Annotated in this window: 11 protein-coding genes and 1 pseudogene; 5 read left to right on the top strand and 7 right to left on the bottom strand. The window is 69.8% G+C overall.

Features of this window, described 5'->3' with window-relative positions; genetic code table 11:
• Positions 1-154 precede the first annotated feature (154 nt).
• The 6 genes and pseudogenes from AB4039_RS19330 to AB4039_RS19305 all read right to left on the bottom strand — a co-directional run bounded on the left by AB4039_RS19330 (position 155) and on the right by AB4039_RS19305 (position 9,671).
• Positions 155-2,515, bottom strand: coding sequence for a non-reducing end alpha-L-arabinofuranosidase family hydrolase (locus tag AB4039_RS19330; RefSeq protein WP_266846826.1), 2,361 nt, complete (start codon positions 2,513-2,515; stop codon positions 155-157).
• A 422-nt stretch (positions 2,516-2,937) separates the two neighbouring features.
• Positions 2,938-4,488: a sigma-70 family RNA polymerase sigma factor gene (locus tag AB4039_RS19325; RefSeq protein ID WP_266846828.1), complete on the bottom strand. Its 1,551-nt coding sequence runs from the start codon at positions 4,486-4,488 to the stop codon at positions 2,938-2,940.
• Between the two features lie 39 nt (positions 4,489-4,527).
• Positions 4,528-5,316 carry a hypothetical protein gene (locus AB4039_RS19320; protein WP_266846830.1) on the bottom strand — a complete coding sequence of 263 codons (789 nt, stop codon included), beginning with the start codon at positions 5,314-5,316 and terminating at the stop codon, positions 4,528-4,530.
• Positions 5,313-5,843 carry a SigE family RNA polymerase sigma factor gene (locus AB4039_RS19315; RefSeq protein WP_266846832.1) on the bottom strand — a complete coding sequence of 177 codons (531 nt, stop codon included), beginning with the start codon at positions 5,841-5,843 and terminating at the stop codon, positions 5,313-5,315. Before AB4039_RS19315 ends, AB4039_RS19320 begins: the two co-directional genes overlap by 4 nt.
• A 128-nt stretch (positions 5,844-5,971) precedes the next feature.
• Positions 5,972-6,850 carry an expansin EXLX1 family cellulose-binding protein gene (locus AB4039_RS19310; RefSeq protein ID WP_442271319.1) on the bottom strand — a complete coding sequence of 293 codons (879 nt, stop codon included), beginning with the start codon at positions 6,848-6,850 and terminating at the stop codon, positions 5,972-5,974.
• Positions 6,851-7,119: 269 nt separating this feature from the next.
• Positions 7,120-9,671, bottom strand: a pseudogene (locus AB4039_RS19305) (RICIN domain-containing protein).
• Between the two features lie 788 nt (positions 9,672-10,459).
• On the opposite strand from AB4039_RS19305, the gene AB4039_RS19300 reads away from it, so the two are divergent.
• From AB4039_RS19300 to yjfF, 5 genes are all read left to right on the top strand, one after another.
• Positions 10,460-11,449, top strand: a complete 990-nt coding sequence (locus tag AB4039_RS19300; RefSeq protein ID WP_266846931.1) for a LacI family DNA-binding transcriptional regulator — start codon at positions 10,460-10,462, stop codon at positions 11,447-11,449.
• 325 nt (positions 11,450-11,774) lie between these two features.
• Positions 11,775-12,767 (top strand): ABC transporter substrate-binding protein, encoded by a 993-nt coding sequence (locus AB4039_RS19295; protein WP_442271318.1) that lies wholly within the window; start codon positions 11,775-11,777, stop codon positions 12,765-12,767.
• Between the two features lie 73 nt (positions 12,768-12,840).
• Positions 12,841-14,376, top strand: coding sequence for a sugar ABC transporter ATP-binding protein (locus AB4039_RS19290; protein ID WP_442271317.1), 1,536 nt, complete (start codon positions 12,841-12,843; stop codon positions 14,374-14,376).
• Positions 14,373-15,419, top strand: coding sequence for an ABC transporter permease (locus AB4039_RS19285; protein ID WP_442271316.1), 1,047 nt, complete (start codon positions 14,373-14,375; stop codon positions 15,417-15,419). The genes AB4039_RS19290 and AB4039_RS19285 overlap by 4 nt, the downstream gene beginning before the upstream one ends.
• Complete coding sequence (yjfF, locus tag AB4039_RS19280) at positions 15,416-16,390, top strand: galactofuranose ABC transporter, permease protein YjfF (RefSeq protein ID WP_266846844.1); 975 nt, start codon at positions 15,416-15,418, stop codon at positions 16,388-16,390. Before AB4039_RS19285 ends, yjfF begins: the two co-directional genes overlap by 4 nt.
• Positions 16,391-16,426: 36 nt before the next feature.
• Here yjfF and AB4039_RS19275 read toward each other — a convergent pair whose 3' ends face one another.
• Positions 16,427-16,738: a hypothetical protein gene (locus tag AB4039_RS19275; protein ID WP_442271341.1), complete on the bottom strand. Its 312-nt coding sequence runs from the start codon at positions 16,736-16,738 to the stop codon at positions 16,427-16,429.
• Between the last annotated feature and the right edge of the window lie 8 nt (positions 16,739-16,746).

Below are 16,746 nucleotides of genomic sequence, written 5' to 3'. Positions count from 1 at the left end.
CCGTAACACGAATACGGATGACCTATCCGGTTGAGCCCCGCCGCCGACCTCGCCGCCGCGGTGCGACTCCGCAGCAGAAAGCCGCCCCCCAACCGAGAGGTCGAGGGGCGGCCTTGCCGAAGCCGAGAGCGGCGAAGGTCTTGGCCGAGGCAGGTCAGCGCTGCAGGGTGAGGACACCCGGCCGGTACGGCAGCTGGTCGTAGGGGCCGCCCGCGTCGGGGGACTTGCCCTGGTAGAGGAGCTGCAGGTTGCAGGGGTCGATGGTCATGGTCTGGTCGGGGTTGTTGCGGACCAGATCGCCGTGGCTGATGTCGTTGGTCCAGCTGGCACCGCTGTTGGCCTTGCCGGCGAAGGGGTTGCTCTCGCTGGCGGCCTGCGGGGTCCACGAACCGCTCAGGCTGGAGGCCGTGAACGAGCGGAAGTAGCGCTGCTCGTTCGCACCCCGAGCCTCAACGATCATGAGGTACTGGTTCTGGCCCTGGACCTTGTAGACCTGCGGCGCCTCGAACAGGTTCTTCACCGTGTCGCTCATGACCGTCGTGTACGACGAGCCGAAGCTGCCCGGGAAGTTCCCGATCGGCATGCTCGCCCGGTAGATCTTGCCGTTGTCACCGGCGAAGAACAGGTACATGTTCTGGTCGTCGGCGATCAGGGTCTGGTCGATCGGGGCGGAGCCGGGGAGGCTCCCGGTGAACAGCGGCTGCGGCGCGGACCAGCCGTTGGGGTCTGTGGGGTCGCTCGACAAGCTATAGCTGAAGGGCGAGGCACCCCACTGGTACGCGAGCACCCAGATCTTCTTCGGCGCGAAGTAGAACAGCGTGGGCGCGACCGCGTTCTGGTTCATCTTGGTCTGGCCTGCCGACGCCATGTCCGGCCAGTTCGTGAAGGGACCGAACGCCATGGAGCCGTACGAGGTGCCCGAGGCGCTCGACGCGTAGACCAGGTGCTTGCCGTTGTACGTCACGGTGGTGAAGTCCTTCAGCGCGGCCCACCCGTTCGACGGCTGTGCGAGGGCACCCGTCGAACTCCACTTGTACGTCGAGGGAAGAGCACACGTGCCGCCGCCGCCCGTCCCGGACGGGGCGGTCCACTTCTGGTTGTCGACGGACGCGCAGGAGTACAGCTGGATCTTGGTGCCGTTGGCGGTGGCCGCGCCGACGGCGTCGAGGCACAGCCCGGACTGGACGCCGGCGATCGTGCCGTTGGTGTTGATCTTCCACTGCTGGTTGGCGCCGCCGTTGCAGTCCCAGATGACGACCTTCGTGCCGTTGCCGGTGCCATGGGCCATGGCGTCCAGGCACTTGTTGCCGGAGATCGTCAGCTGTTTGCCGGAGGTGTAGGTCCAGCGCTGGTTCGTCTGTCCGTTGCAGTCCGACAGCTGCGCCTGGGTGCCGTTGGCAGGGGTGGAACCGTCGATGTCGATACAACGGCCGGAGGGGACGCCCTTGATCTGCCCGGTACCGGTTCCGCCGGGCGCCCCGCCCGGGGCGGTACCGGAGGCGGCCTTCAGCGCGTTCATGACGGTGGTGTAGGCGGCCTTGGGGTTGCCGTTGTTGTCGAACAGCAGGGGGCTCTCGCCGCTGCGCCAGGAGTCGCTGTCACGGATGCCCCACACCGTGATGCCGGTGCACCGGGTCACGGACAGGCAGGCGTTGACGGCGTTGCCGTAGTGGGTGGACGACGCCTGGGCGATGTCCAGCTCGGTGATCTGGACGTCCACGCCCAGCGCGGCGAAGTGGGACAAGGTGGTCTGGAAGCTGGACGGTGGCCCGCCGGCCCCGAAGTGGCTCTGGAAGCCGACGCAGTCGATCGGCACGCCGCGGGACTTGAAGTCCCTGACCATGCTGTAGACGCCCTGGGTCTTGGCGTCCGACCAGTTCTCGATGTTGTAGTCGTTGTAACAGAGCTTGGCCGAGGAGTCGGCCGCCCGGGCGGTGCGGAACGCCTCCTCGATGAAGCCGTTGCCCAGCACGTTCTGGAACACCGAGCTGCGGTGCTGGCCGCCGCCTCCGTCGGCGAAGGCCTCGTTGACCACGTCCCAGGCGTAGATCTTGCCCTTGAAGTGGGTCATCTCGGTGGTGATGTGGTTGTTCATCACGCTGCGCAGCGTGTTCGGGTCGCCGATGGAGCTGACCCAGGACGGGAGCTGTGAGTGCCAGACCGTGGTGTGGCCGCGCATGCGCTGGCCGTGTGCCATGGCGCGGTTGACGATCTGGTCGGCGGGGCCGAAGTTGAAGTTGCCGCGGGACGGTTCGATGGCGTCCCACTTCATCTCGTTCTCCGGGGTGATCATGTTGAACTCCCGGTCCGCGAGCCCGGCGTACTTCGAGTCGCCGAGCCTGCCGGCGGCCACGGCGGTGCCGAAGTACCTGCCCGAGGGGGCCGCCTGCGTACCCAGGGCGGCGGCTCCGGCCGAGCTGGGCAGGAGCGTCACGACACCGGCCACCAGGGCCGCGGCCGAGAGTCCTATCACCGCGGTTCGGCGACGCCGGACGAGCCGGTGCAGGCCCTTCATGATTCTCCTCGGGGGCCGCGAGTCGCCCTGGGTTCCGTGATCGTGCRCGCATCGGCCGGTACGGCCCGATCCGTCGCGGGTCGGGGGCGGGGCAGGGCGTGGGCCCGTTCCTGCCTGCCGATCGCCCGGGAGGCGTGGGTGTGTGGCGTCATTTGGAGCGGCTCTCTTCAGGGGATACGTCAACGGGGAACGTCGGGGTACCTGCCACGCCGGCCCGTCAAGGTGAGCGGCGGGAAGAGCACCCCACACAATGGAGGCTTCCGGACGCACGGTCTCGTAACAGAAAAGTGGCGCCGCCCGGATGATTGCCCCGTGATGCATCTCGCGGGCAATTAGCGTTATGCCGAGCCCTGCGTTCCGGTCGTCCCGTGGAAAGGGCGCCTCCCTGATCACCAGCGGTCCACGTGCTCAAGGAGCGGTTCTCAGGCCCAGGGCCTTCGCATGATGAAGGAAGCCTGGTCGGCGAAGGCCCGAGTGCCGTCGGAGCCATCGAGCCGGATGCCACCGTCGCGGTGGCGGAGGACGGAACCGGGATAGTTGTGCGCGTGCAAGGTCACCGACCCGGCGACCGCCCCGGGGCGCGGACAGAAGGTGGCGTCCTCACGGAACAGTTCGCTGCCGTCGTTGGTGCTCAGCCGTAGCCGCAGGTCACGATGGCGCAGATAGCGGCCGTCCGCGGCGAGGAAGGTGACGCACCGTGTGTCGGCCAGCCCCCCGACGACCGTGAAGGTGACCCGCTGCCGTGTCTGCGCGCTGCTGGACGCCGAGACTCGGCCGAGCGTCGCGAAGTCGCCGGCATACGTGAGGTACAGGGAGGGCTCGTCCACGGACTCCAGCGACTGTGCGCCCAGCGGAACAGTGCCCGCGGCGGCCGACGGACTCGCCGGGGACGGTCCGGCCGACGGGGTGGTGCGCGACGGGATCGGCGTGGGGTGGCCGGCCGTGGGAGCGGCGGTGACGCCGGGCACCCGATGCGCCGGTTCGGGCCAGGTCACGTAGGCGGCGGTCCCGGTGATGAGGACCGCGCCGGTGGCGAGGGCCACCAGCGGATGAGCGGTCACGGCGGGGAGTTTGCCGATCAGCGAGCCGTGCAGACCGCCTCCCCCCGTCGCCGTGCCGAAGGCGACGTGTGCCGTGGCCGGCCCGGCGGCGCTCGCGGCCGTACCCGACAGCAGGCCCTTGGCGGCCAGCGCGGCGGTGAGCCCGGCCGGGACGGCCAGGGGGGCGAGACCGAGGAGCAGTCGCTCGACCGGAACCCGTTCTGTCTTCGTCGCCGCGCAGACCGGGCATCCGCGGGTGTGCCGCGCGATCCGCTTGCGCCACACCGATGTACGCAGACCGTCCCAGCCGATGACGGCCTCGTCCAACTGCGGACAGCGCGGGTCGGCCTCCAGCGCGGCGACGATCGTCCGGCTCAGTTCCAGCTGCTCGCGCATGCGTTGCAGGCGCACTCCGACGTGGGCGACCGTGAGCCCCGTCGCGGCGGCGATGTCGTCGCGGCTCAGCGAGCCGGCGCCTTCCTGCCACCACAGCGACAGCAGCACTCGATGGTCCGGGTCGAGCCACCGGCCGGCTTCGACCACCTGACGGCGCTCGTCCGACACCTGCAGACGCAGAATCGTCATGTCCTCGAGTTCGGCGCCGGCGTCCGGTATCCGGTGTGCCTCGTCGATGGCCGTGCTCCGGCCGGCGAAGGCGCGTTGCCGGTGCCGGTGGGTACTGATCTGGTGGAGCGTGATCGAGACCAGCCAGGACCGGAAGCTCTCCGGGGCACGCAGGGCGGGCAGGTCGCGCACCACGCGCAGCAGGGTTTCCTGGACGACGTCATCGACGTCGGCATGTCCGCTCAGCGCCCGCCCGACGATGTTGTAGAGCAACGGCAGGTACGCGGCGATCAGCTCCTCGCGCGCCCGATCGTCACCGGCCTGCGCGGTGACGACCAGCCCCGTGTGGTCCGCATCCATGAGTCCCATTCCCACCTCCCTCGACCGCGGCCGGAACCCGGCCGGTCCTTACCGTGCCGGGGTGAACCGTCCCCAGACCGCGACGGAGCCGCCCGAGGTCTGCGCGTCGACGCGGTAGCCGTCGTCCGTGGCGCTGCGCACGCCGGTGGCGTGGTTGTACTGGCCGGCGAATTCATGCTGCCCGGCCGGCACGGTACGGCCCGGTTTGAGGACCCAGCGGTAGACCAGGGCTCCGCCGGTCTCCTGAACGGTGAAGACGAAGTCTTCGCCCGGCAGGGTGCGCCAGTTGCCGGTGTTCTGCACGCCGCCGGTTTGGGCGATGCGCAGTTCCACGGTGAGTGAGGTGAGCGGCTGTGTGGTCTTGAAAGTGAGGTCGCTCTGGGCCCAGTAGACGGTGCTGTGCGGATCCACCGAGCCGTCCGACGACAGGGGCCCGTTCTGAACCCGGCTGCTGGGCAGCGGAGTGGGGCGCGGGCCGACCGGGGCGGTGGTGGTCGGAGTCGGGGCCGGTGCCGGTGCCGGGGCGGCGGGGGTGGTGGGAGCCGACGGCGTCGGACGGGAAGGAACCGTCGGGGACGGGGTCGCGGGGGTGGTGGCGCTGTCCGACGGGGGCGGAGTGCGGACGATGCCCGCGACCGCGAGACCACCCGTGGCCAGGGTCGCGGTGATGGCGAGGCCTGCGAGGGCGGCCTTGGGCCACGATCTCGCGATGGACGGTGTGTGGTGACGGACGGTGCCGTCGGCCGCGCCGCGTTCCACGCGGGCCAGCATCCCGGCGCGATCGGGCTGGTGGGCCTCGGCGGCGTCGTGCAGCCGACGGATGATGTCCTCGTTCACCGGCTCCTCCTCCCCGCCACCAGGTCGCCGACCGCCCGTGTGCCAAGTATCCGTTCCAACTCGGCCATTCCCTTCGAGGTCTGGCTCTTGACCGTACCGACCGATATGCCCAGCGCCGCCGCGGTGTCCTTCTCCGACAGGTCGAAGGCGTGGCGCAGCACCACGCACGACCGCTTCCGGAACGGCAGCCGGGCGAGCGCCGTACGTACGTCCAGCACGGCCGCCACGTCCGGCCCCTCCATCTGCTCCGGACTGCGGGACCAGAACAGCGCGATCCGGCGCCGCTCGCGCACCGCACTGCGGATCCGTTCCCGCGCCATGTTGGCGACAGCGCCGCGAGCGTAGGCGAGCGGGTGGTCAGCCTTGCGAAGCCGGTCCCAGCGCTGCCACAGGGCGACCAGGGCATCCGCGGCGAGGTCGTCGGCCGCGTCCGTCTCGCCGGTCAGGAGATGAGCGAGACGGGCCAGTTCGGCGTAGTGGCGTTCGAAGAAGTCGTGGAACTCCGCGGACGCGTCATGAAGGAGCATCTCCCCCGGTCGCCCTCTCCCTGCTATGTGTGCGTTAACAATCGGATGGAGCGTAACAGGGCCCGTCGCCGCAACCGGACAGTGGCCGATCCCGGGGGCGGAGCCGTGACGGTGGGCGGACGGCACGGTCAACGCCGGGCGAACTGGACGCGGGTCGGTTGCGCGACGTCCGGTTTCAGTGCGATCCCCTCGACGGTCAGTCGTTCTCCGTAGAGGTCGGTCACCCTGATCGCTCCGCCGCATCCGCTGCCGTCGGCGGAGAGGAAGTAGTTGTAGTCGGTGCGGGGCAGCTTCCGCCAGCCGTTGGCGGTCCGGAGTTCGAGCACCGCCACCGGGTTCCGGTGCCCGATCACCTGGACACCGCACCAAGAGCGGCTGGACCCGGTCTTGTACCGGATGGAGAGCGTGTCGGGCGTGGCGGGGCTCAGCAGCGTCCAGGTGACCGGGATCCGGCCGAGCGAGGGGTTCGCGAGTTCGGCGAAGGCCTGTTGGCTGAGGTCGAGTTGCCCGGGTGCGCAGGGCAGGGGGCATTCGTTGACGATCCGCACCGTGATGGAGTTCCCGTTGGCGGCGCGGACCCGCACGTACGCCCCGCACGCTCTGGCCGACTCGTAGTCGGTGTGGTTCATCGCCGCGATCATGAGATCACCGGACGGTCCGTACAGGCAGGCACCATTGCCGTCACCCGCGGCGTAGGAAGTCGCGACTCCCTGATAGCTGACCGAGGGCTTGATCCGTCCCGGCGAAGACGCTGCCGACTCCGCGCGTGCCGGGCTGGAGGCCGAGGGCGACGGGATACTGGCGGCTGACGGCGGGGGCGGGGGCGGGCTCGTGACCGTCGCCCGCGTCGATGCGGTCGCGGCGCCGACCACTGCTGCCGACGACCCGGAACCGGACGGTGCGTCCGCCGGGCCGGCCGCTACGTATGCGTCGGTGGGAAGCCCGGCACCGGACCGGCTCCCGGGGAGGAGCGTGAGGGCCAGGCAGGCCAGCACACCGACGGCCATCACCGCCAACGGAATGCCGACGGCCGCCCCGCGTCCGCGCCGCGGCCGCGGAGCACCGTGTTTCGTTGTCCTCATGCCCATCCGTTCGGTAGATCGAGTCGACGTCGCACTCCTCAGTGGCCGCCGAAGGCGAAAAGGTTGCCGCTCCGGTCCGTTCCGGTCCGGTGCCGATGTCGATGTCGATGTCGATGTCGATGTCGATGTCGATGTCGATGTCGCCGATGCCGGGGCGGGCGCCGCGTACGGCCGCCCGCCCCGGCCCGGGGCGATCAGGACCCGTCGCCGTACACCACGCCACGGCCGTAGCCGCCCAGGTAGACCCGGCCGTACACGTCCGGGTCGCCGATGACGACGGAGATCACGCTCCCGCCGAACTGGTGCTGGTCGTCGTTGATCCGGACCCAGGTCGAACCGCCGTCGATGGAGCGGAACACCCCGGTGACGCCCTTCAGCGTCCCGCTGAGGTAGAGGGTCTGGTAGGTGGCGCCCGGGGCAGCCTTGCCGAAGCCGACACCGTACGCCTGCTGCACCCCGGCGAGCTTGCTGAAGCTCGCCCCGCCATTGGTGGAGTGCAGGAGTCCGTTGCTTCCGCCTGTGATCCACAGGTCACCGGCGACGCCCGGAGCCGCCTTGAGCTGTCCGTCACCCAGGCCGGTGGCCCGGGCGGTGAAGCTCTTTCCACCATCGGCGCTGGTGTACAGGGTGCCGCCCTTGAGGGCGTAGAACGTGTTCGCCGACGAACGGTCGGCCACCACGGCCGAGTCCGCGGGCAGGCCGGAGACGGCCGTCCAGGTCGAACCGCGGTTCGTCGACTGGAACGGCCTCTGGCCCGCGGGCGTCCAGACGACGGCGGCGCCGTCCGCCGAGACCGCGACGGCCCCGCCGCCCGCGCCGCGCACGGGTTCCCCGGCGAACGGCGTCCAGCCGGCCCCGCCGTCGGTCGAATAGGCGCCGTGCTGCTCGCCACCGAGACCGACCCGGACCACGAACCCCGGCTTCGCCTGGGCGAAGTCGATGCCGGTGGTGTTGGAGAACAGCGGTCCGGAGAGTGCCTTGGCGGGTGCCTTGGTCAGGTCCTCGTGCCGGAATCCGCTGACATCGCCGAGCGCACTGATCAGCGGAAGGCCCGGGGGCTTGATCAGCCCGAGGACCGCGGTCTCCTCCAGCCCCTTGGCCGGGACCGTCCAGTGCGTGGCACCCCCCTTGTCCGCCGCTGTCACGTCGTTGCTGCCCCACATCCCCGACCCGGTGCCGTACAGCACGTGCCCGGAGTCGAAGGGGTTGATGGCCAGCGCGCCCATCCAGTGCCCGATGCCCGTGCCCACGTACGGCGCCGCGGAGTTGTCCCGCACCGAGGTCGCGCCGAGCGCCTTCCAGGAGGCGCCGCCGTCGGTCGACCGGTACACCTCGTCCGAGGGCCACCAGCGGTCCAGCGTGGTGACCATCACCGTGGACGGGCGCTGCGGATCGACAGCCAGCCCGGCGAATCCGTAACCACCGCTGGAGGGTGAGATGTCCTTCCAGGCCCCCGTGGACGGCGTGTACTTCCACACCGAACCGGCCGTCACTCCGTTCGGGCCCGGGGCGTTGGTGTACGTGAGATACAGCGAGCCGTCACCGGACAGCACACCGTGCTGCGGCAGCTGCCCTGTGGGCTGGCCGGACACGGCCTGCCAGCTGCTGCCGCCGTCGGTGGAGCGGTACAGCGAGGTGGTCTTGTCGGCCACCCCGACGTAGATCGTCCGGCTGCCGGCCGGGCCGAAGGTCACGAAGGACAGGCCGACGCCGCTGCTCGCACCGTCCTTGACGGGGAAGGCGGCGACCTGGCTCCAGGTCACGCCGTAGTCGGTGCTGCGCCAGAGCCCGTTCTTGCGGGTGCCCAGGTAGAGCGTGCCGTGGTTGGCGGGGTCCACCACGAGCCGCTCGCCCATGGACCGGCCGTCCTCGTTGCCGCCCAGTTTGAACGGCAGGTCGGTGCGCTGGAACGTCTTGCCCTGGTCGGTGGAGCGGAGGATCGCGCCGTTGCCCGCCCAGTCGTTGGTGTAGGTGCCGCTCGCGAGGTACAGGCGGTTCGGGTCGACGGGGTCGGTCGCCAGGCTCTCGATCCCGAGCAGGTTCCAGTCGGAGCCGCCGATCCAGTCGGTCAACGAGGTCCACTGGGCGGCGGTCGCGTCCCAGCGGTAGGCGCCGCCTATGTCGGTCCGTGCGTACAGCAGGTCCTTGCGGGCGGGGTTGAAGACCAGCCCGGTGACGAACCCGCCACCGACGATCTGCGCGTTGTGCCAGGTGTACCTGCCCGGGCCGGCCGCCTTCACCAGCTTCCACTGCTGGTTGGTGCTGCCCCGGTCGGCGTACTGGATGAGCGGCACCCCTCGTTGGTGGAGCCGCCCCACACGTCCAGCACCATGCCGTTGCTCCGGGAGACGAACTTCACCGCCCCATCGCCCACGTCCTGCATCTTCCACTGCTGCGTGGCAGAGCCGTGGTCGGTCTGCTGCTCGACGGCCGCCGCGGACTCCTTGGAAGCGCCGCGCACTCCGAGGACCTTGTGGCTGCTGCGGTTCTCCACCTCGTAGTAGCCGTCCCCCGCCTGCCTCAGCCGCCACTGCTGACTCGTGGCACCTGCCCTGCGGCTCGCCTGCCGTATCCAGACGCCGTCCGACGTGTCCGCCCCCGGCACGTCGAGCACCTTGTCGCTGCGGACAGAGGTCAGCGTGTAGTAGGCGTCGGCGTCCACCGTCGCGGCGTTCGAATCGGCCTGCACGAACAGCAGGTAGGGGCCGAGGACTCCAGGCACGCCCAGCATCAGGCCGATCGTCATCCCGCGCCGGCGGTGGCGCCCCCGCGTACGCCGCTCGCCACCGGCCGCGGCCTTGCGCCGGCTGCGGCCGTCCGCCGTGGGATCCGTCTCGTTCATGGGGGCTACTCCTTGCTTCGGCCCTGCCCCGTACCACCGCTCAGGTCAGCGGTGTGCGGCGGCATGCGGCGGAGGATCGGGCGACCCGTGGGTGTGATCGCCTTCTGGTGTGCCCGTCAGTTGCCGCCGCTCCGGAAAAGGTTGCCGCCCGCCGAAGTCCGGTCCCGGGCCACCGAGAGCCTCCCCGATATGACGCCGGAACGACGCGGAGGCGCTCCAGCGGCCCGGGCCGAAAGGGTCCGGATCTCGGTGCGCTCGGCGAGCGTGAGGCCAAGGCGCCGGACCTCATGCCTCCGCAGTCGTGAACGAGCGCGGCATCCGTATCCGTGAGGCGTCGGGAGCCACCCCGCCGCACGACGGCCTCCGGTCCCCGCCCGGCGGCGGGGACCGGAGGCCGCGTGCGCTGCCGCTCGGCGCATGCGTTCCGCGGGACGGGTGATCTGCTGCGTCAGCCATGCGAGAGCGGGCTGCCACAGATCATGTGATCGCGAACAAATACACTCTCGTGAGCACTCGTGAGACAGTCGTAAGGTCTGCGAAGCCCTGCGTCCTCGGCCGGATCCCCACAGCGGTCCAGCCGCCGAGGGTCGTCACTCGTAGGCACCGAGCGGCTGCGATCCGCACTGGTACGACCGATGAGGGAGCCTTGAGTGGGAACTGCAAGCACCGAGCCGGAGTCCCGCCAGCCCGTGATGGCGGATGTGGCGCGGGTCGCCGGCGTGTCCCACCAGACCGTGTCCCGGGTGCTGAACGGTGCACCGCACGTCCGGCCCGACACCCGGGACCGGGTGCTCGCCGCCATCCGGGAGCTGGACTACCGTCCCAACTCGGCGGCCCGCGCGCTGGTCACCCGCCGCTCCCAGACCCTGGGTGTGGTCAGTTTCGGCAGCGCGCTCTACGGGCCCGCCTCGATGCTGGACGGGATCGAGCAGGCCGCGCGCAGTGCGGGGTACTTCGTCAGCGTCGCGAGCCTGCGTTCGCTGGACAGCCGGTCCGTACAGGAGGCGGTGGACCGGCTCCGCGACCAGGGCGTGGAGGGCATCGTCGTCATCGCGCCGCAGATCTCGGCGGTGAGCGCGGTGGCGAAGCTGTCCAGCACGGTGCCGGTGGTCGCGGTCGGGTCGGGCAGCCAGTCCCGAGTGCCGATGGTCGCCGTCGACAACGAGTCGGGCGCGCTGGCAGCCACCCGACACCTGCTCGACCTCGGGCATGCCACGGTCCACCACGTCGCCGGCCCGTCCGGCTGGCTGGAGACCAAGACCCGACAGGACGGCTGGCGGGGGGCCCTCCAGGCCGGCGGCGCCGAGGTGCCACCGGTACAGAGCGGCGACTGGAGCGCGCGGTCCGGGTACGAGGCCGGACTACGGATCGCAGAGGATCCCCTGGTCACGGCGGTCTTCTGCGCCAACGACCACATGGCCCTCGGCCTGCTCCGCGCGTTCCATGAGGCGGGACGGGCGATTCCGGGGGACATCAGCGTGGTCGGGTTCGATGACATTCCCGAAGCCGCGTACTTCGCCCCACCGCTGACCACCGTGCGTCAGGACTTCGGTGAGCTGGGACGCCGCGCTCTTGAGCTGCTGGTGGAGGAGCTGACCGGCGTCGGCCACGCCCGCAGCCACGTGCTGATCTCGCCGGAGATGGTGCTGCGGCGCAGTGCCGGCCCGGTGGCGCGTCGATAGCCGGCAGCCCTCGCGTCGATAGCCGGCGGCCCGCGGACGGCCTGGTCAAGATTGGGTAACGGCACGGCGGCCCCCTTGTCCATGGAATTGTGAGCGTTAACAATCTCACTCAAGCGAAACGGCACCGCTACATCCCGTTCACATGGACGGCGCGGACCGCACCGCCGCCCGCACCAACGCCGCACCGGGCGTCCATCGCCCCTGCCGGTGTTTCCACCGCCTCCCGCGCCGGTCGGCCTGCCCGGTCGATCTGCCCGCGGTCGATCTGCCCACGGGCGATCCGTCCGCGCCGAGAGCGGCCTCCCCACTTGAGAGGAATCCCAGGATGTCCAAGAGAGCTGCGGCGGCCCTGGCCGCCGGCACGATGGTCGCCGTTCTGTCCGCTTGCGGTTCCGGCGGCGGCACCGGCGGTGGCCCGTCCGACGGCAAGGGCTCCGGTGGCCGGCTCACCGTGGGCTTCTCCCAGGTCGGCGCGGAGAGCGGGTGGCGCACGGCCAACACCAAGTCCGTCCAGGACGCGGCCAAGAAGGCCGGGATCACGCTGAAGTTCTCCGACGCCCAGCAGAAGCAGGAGAACCAGATCAAGGCCATCCGCTCGTTCATCCAGCAGAAGGTGGACGTCATCGCCTTCTCGCCGGTGGTCGAATCGGGCTGGGACACCGTGCTCAAGGAGGCCAAGGCCGCCCACATCCCGGTCGTTCTGACGGACCGCGCGGTGGGCTCCAAGGACGAGTCGCTCTATGCCACCTTCCTCGGGTCGGACTTCGTCGAGGAGGGCAAGAAGGCCGGCGACTGGCTGGTGAAGGACTACCAGGGCAAGAGCGACCCGGTGAACATCGTGGAGCTGCAGGGCACCACCGGCTCCGCCCCGGCCAACGACCGCAAATCGGGCTTCGCCGACGTCATCAAGGCAGACCCCAAGTTCAAGATCACGGCCTCCCAGACCGGTGACTTCACGCGCGCCAAGGGCAAGGAGGTCATGCAGGCCTTCCTGAAGTCCCAGCCGAAGATCGACGTGCTCTACGCGCACAACGACGACATGGCACTCGGCGCGATCCAGGCCATCGAGGAAGCCGGCAAGAAGCCCGGCGCCGACATCAAGATCATCTCGGTCGACGGTGTCAAGGACGCCTTCACCGCGATGAGCCAGGGCAAGATCAACGTCCTCGTCGAGTGCAACCCCCTCCTGGGCGACCAGCTGATGGACCTCATCAAGAAGATCAAGGCCGGCGAACAGGTGCCGCGCCGGATCAAGACCGAAGAGGGCGTCTTCACCCGGGACCAGGCCGCGGCCGCCCTGCCGACCCGCCAGTACTGACCGGCCCGGTGACCAGGGGCTACCCGGATCCGACCCGGCCGGCCCCGGTCGCGACCACGAGAGGAGGGGGCGGATGCCGGCGCACCGCGCACAGCAACCGGTCCTGGAAGTACACGGGATCCGCAAGGAGTTCCCGGGCGTGGTGGCGCTGGACGGGGTCGACTTCCGGCTCTTCCCCGGCGAGGTGCACGCCCTGATGGGTGAGAACGGCGCCGGCAAGTCCACGCTGATCAAGGTGCTCACCGGCGTCTACGCGTCGGACGGCGGCGAGGTCGTGCTGAGCGGCCGGCCCGTGCACATCCCCGGCCCGCTACAGGCGCAGCAGGCCGGGATCAGCACGGTGTACCAGGAGGTCAACCTCTGCCTGAACCTGTCGGTCGCGGAGAACATCCTCATCGGCCGTGAACCGCGCCGCCTCGGACTCATCCACTGGTCGGCCCTCCGTCGCCGCGCCGCAGAGCTGGTCGCCGACCTCGACCTGGACATCGACGTCACCGCCCCCCTGGGCAGTTACTCGATCGCGGTCCAGCAACTGGTCGCGATCGTCCGGGCGGTGGACGTCTCGGCCAAGGTGTTGATCCTGGACGAGCCGACCTCCAGCCTGGACCGCGACGAGGTGCGACAACTGTTCGCGGTGATACGCCGGTTGCGCGACCAGGGTGTGGCGATCCTGTTCGTCTCGCACTTCCTGGACCAGATCTACGAGATCTGCGACCGGATGACCATCCTGCGCAACGGCAGGCTGGAGGGCGAGTACCCGATCGGTGAGTTGAGCCAGGTCGAACTGGTCGCCCGCATGATCGGCGGCGAACTGAGGAGTCTGGAGGAGCTGTCGGGCGCCACGCGTCACGAGACCGCCGCCGAAGCGGGAACCACGCCGTTCCTGAGCGCCGACGGCCTGGGGCGCACCGGCGCGATCGAGCCGTACGACCTCACCGTCCGGCCCGGTGAAGTCGTGGGGTTCGCAGGGCTGTTGGGGTCGGGGCGTACGGAGGCGGCCCGCCTGCTGTTCGGTGCCGACCGCAGTTCCCAGGGCTCGGTGCGGATCGAGGGCGCCGCCGTCGCGCTGCGCACGCCGCGCGCCGCGATCTCGTACGGGATCGCCTTCTGCTCGGAGGACCGCAAGAACGAGGGTCTGGTGGCGGAGTTGACGGTACGCGAGAACATCATCCTGGCCCTGCAGGCGGCTCGCGGCTGGACGCGTCCGCTCTCCCGCTCCAAGCAGGACGAGATCGCGCTGCGCTGGATCCGGTCACTGGACATCCGCCCGGACAACCCCGAGGCGCTGGTGCGCCATCTCAGCGGCGGCAACCAGCAGAAGGTACTGCTGGCCCGCTGGCTGATCACCGACCCCAAGCTGTTGATCCTCGACGAGCCGACYCGGGGGATCGACATCGGTGCCAAGGCCGAAATCCAGAAGTTGGTGGCCACGCTGGCCCGGGACGGCATGTCGGTGCTGTTCATCTCGGCCGAGCTGGAGGAAGTCCTGCGGCTCAGCCACCGGGTGGGCGTGCTGCGGGACCGCCGGCTGGTCGCCGAGCTGCCGAACGACGGAACGCTCACTCCCGAACGCATCATGGCGACGATCGCGAGCGGAGCCCGGTCATGACCAAGCACCGCCTCTTCTGGCCCGCCACCGTGCTCGCGGCCCTGCTGCTGGCCAACGTGCTGTTCACTCCGGACTTCTTCGCGATCCGGGTCAAGGACGGGCACCTGTACGGGAGCCTGATCGACATCCTGCACTTCGGCGCCCCGCTGATCCTGGTGGCGCTGGGCATGACGCTGGTCATCGCGACCAGTGGCATCGACCTCTCGGTCGGCTCCACCGTCGCCATCGCGGGCGCGCTGGCCTGCCTGCACATCGGCGGCGCGGCCGACCCGGCGAGCCCGGGCACGGTGTTCGGCGCCGTCGCCATCGCCCTGGCGGTGGCCCTCGTCCTGGGGCTGGTCAACGGCGTACTGGTGGCGGGGGCCGGTGTCCAGCCGATCATCGCCACCCTCATCCTGATGGTGGCCGGACGCGGTGTCGCCCAGCTGGTGACGGACGGCCAGATCGTCACCGTCACCAGCGAGCCCTACAAGCTGATCGGCGGCGGTTACTGGCTCACCATGCCGTTCGCGATCCTGCTCGCGGTCGTGGTGGTGGTGCTGACGTCGCTGCTGACCCGGCGTACGGCGCTCGGGCTGCTGCTGGAGTCGGTCGGCGGCAACCCGGTCGCCAGCCGCCTGGTCGGCATCCGGGCGATGGGCCTGATATGCCTGGTGTACGTCTTCAGCGCACTGTGCGCCGCGGTAGCCGGGCTCATGATCAGCTCGAACGTCTCCAGTGCGGACGGCAACAACGCCGGGCTCTGGATCGAGCTGGACGCCATCCTCGCCGTGGTGGTCGGCGGCACCGCGCTGACCGGCGGACGGTTCTCGCTCGGCGGCACGGTGATCGGTGCGCTGATCATCCAGACCCTGTCCACCACCGTCTACACCATCGGCATCCCGCCGGAGACCACCCTGGTCTTCAAAGCCTTCGTGGTGATCGCGGTCTGCCTGATCCAGTCACCCGCCTTCCGGGCCAAGGCCGCTCGCCGACGGGCCCGGACCGGGCGCGGCACGAGGCCGCGTCCGCTGACGACAGAGAACACGGAGGTGGGGGCATGAGCGCGATCACGGCAGCGCGTGGCCGCGCGTACATCCCGCTGCTGGTCACATCGGCCCTGCTGATATCGATGTTCGGTGCGGGATCCGTCCGGTACGTCGGATTCTTCTCCGGGCAGGTGCTGCTCAACCTGCTCATCGACAACGCCTTCCTGCTGGTGGTCGCCATCGGGATGACCTTCGTGGTGCTGACCGGCGGGATCGACCTGTCCGTCGGCGCGATGGTCGCACTGTCGACGATGATCTCCGCCTGGCTGGTGGAACAGCACGGCTGGCCGCCGTTGCTGGTGATCCCGCTGGTCCTGGCGGTGGGGACGGGCGCCGGACTCGCGATGGGATGGGTGATCCACTCCTTCGAGATCCAACCGTTCATCGTGACGCTGGCCGGCATGTTCCTGGCCCGTGGCCTCTGCTACACGATCAGCATCGACTCGATCTCCCTCACCAACCCGACCTATACGGCCTTCGCCCAGACCCGGATTCCCCTGCCCGGCGACCTGTTCGTCTCGCCGAGCGTTCTGATCGCGGTGGCTGTGCTGGTGATCGCATTCGTGGTCCTGCACTACACGCGGCTGGGCCGGAACGTGTACGCGCTGGGCGGCAGCGAGCAGTCGGCCCGGCTGATGGGGCTCCCGGCCGGGCGGACGAAGATGGCCGTGTACGCCGTCAGCGGCTTCTGCTCGGCGCTCGGCGGAGTGTTGCTGACCTTCTACATGCTCTCCGGCTACGGGCTGCACGCGGTGGGCCTGGAGCTGGACGCGATCGCAGCCGTGGTGATCGGCGGGACGCTCCTGACCGGAGGGTCCGGATACCTGCTGGGGACCGTGCTGGGAGTGCTCGTGCTGGGCCTGATCCAGACCGTCATCAGCTTCCAGGGCACGCTCAGCTCGTGGTGGACCAGGATCGTGGTCGGCTGCCTGCTGTTCGTCTTCATCCTGCTCCAGCGTCTGATCGCCGGCCGTCGCAAGGCCTGACCGGCCGAAGGCGAGCCCGCCCTGACAGCCCGGTTGTCAGCGCCGACCATCGCCGGACGATGCCCCGGCGGCATCGCTGCGCCCTCTCGGGGCTCCGTACGTACGAAGGATTTGACTCATCCCCCTCGTGAACGAGAGGGATTCCTGGCTCACTTCGCCTGGCCCCTGGCAGGGGGCAGGTCTTACAAGATCAGCACCAGCCGGGTTGAGACCAGCCCGGACGAGCATCACGCGGGCGGAGTTCTTGTCCCTGGGGGACACCGCTCCGCACGCGGTGCACGTATACGTTCTCTCGGAGAGGGGGAGTGCGTGCTTGGCTCTCGCTCCGCACTGTGCGCAGCTCCGCACTGTGCGCA

Source organism: Streptomyces sp. M-16, from assembly GCF_052114405.1.
In the GTDB taxonomy this organism is placed as follows: Bacteria; Actinomycetota; Actinomycetes; order Streptomycetales; family Streptomycetaceae; genus Streptomyces.
The sequence above is the reverse complement of the archived record's forward strand: the minus strand, read 5'-3'. Positions and strand labels throughout refer to the sequence as shown.

Excerpts from the sequence above, each read along its gene's own strand:
- AB4039_RS19330 (WP_266846826.1), bottom strand. The coding sequence starts at position 2,515 with ATGAAGGGCCTGCACCGGCTCGTCCGGCGTCGCCGAACCGCGGTGATA.
- AB4039_RS19325 (WP_266846828.1), bottom strand. The coding sequence starts at position 4,488 with ATGGGACTCATGGATGCGGACCACACGGGGCTGGTCGTCACCGCGCAG.
- AB4039_RS19315 (WP_266846832.1), bottom strand. The coding sequence starts at position 5,843 with ATGCTCCTTCATGACGCGTCCGCGGAGTTCCACGACTTCTTCGAACGC.
- AB4039_RS19310 (WP_442271319.1), bottom strand. The coding sequence starts at position 6,850 with ATGGCCGTCGGTGTGCTGGCCTGCCTGGCCCTCACGCTCCTCCCCGGG.
- AB4039_RS19300 (WP_266846931.1), top strand. The coding sequence starts at position 10,460 with ATGGCGGATGTGGCGCGGGTCGCCGGCGTGTCCCACCAGACCGTGTCC.
- AB4039_RS19295 (WP_442271318.1), top strand. The coding sequence starts at position 11,775 with ATGTCCAAGAGAGCTGCGGCGGCCCTGGCCGCCGGCACGATGGTCGCC.
- AB4039_RS19285 (WP_442271316.1), top strand. The coding sequence starts at position 14,373 with ATGACCAAGCACCGCCTCTTCTGGCCCGCCACCGTGCTCGCGGCCCTG.
- yjfF (WP_266846844.1), top strand. The coding sequence starts at position 15,416 with ATGAGCGCGATCACGGCAGCGCGTGGCCGCGCGTACATCCCGCTGCTG.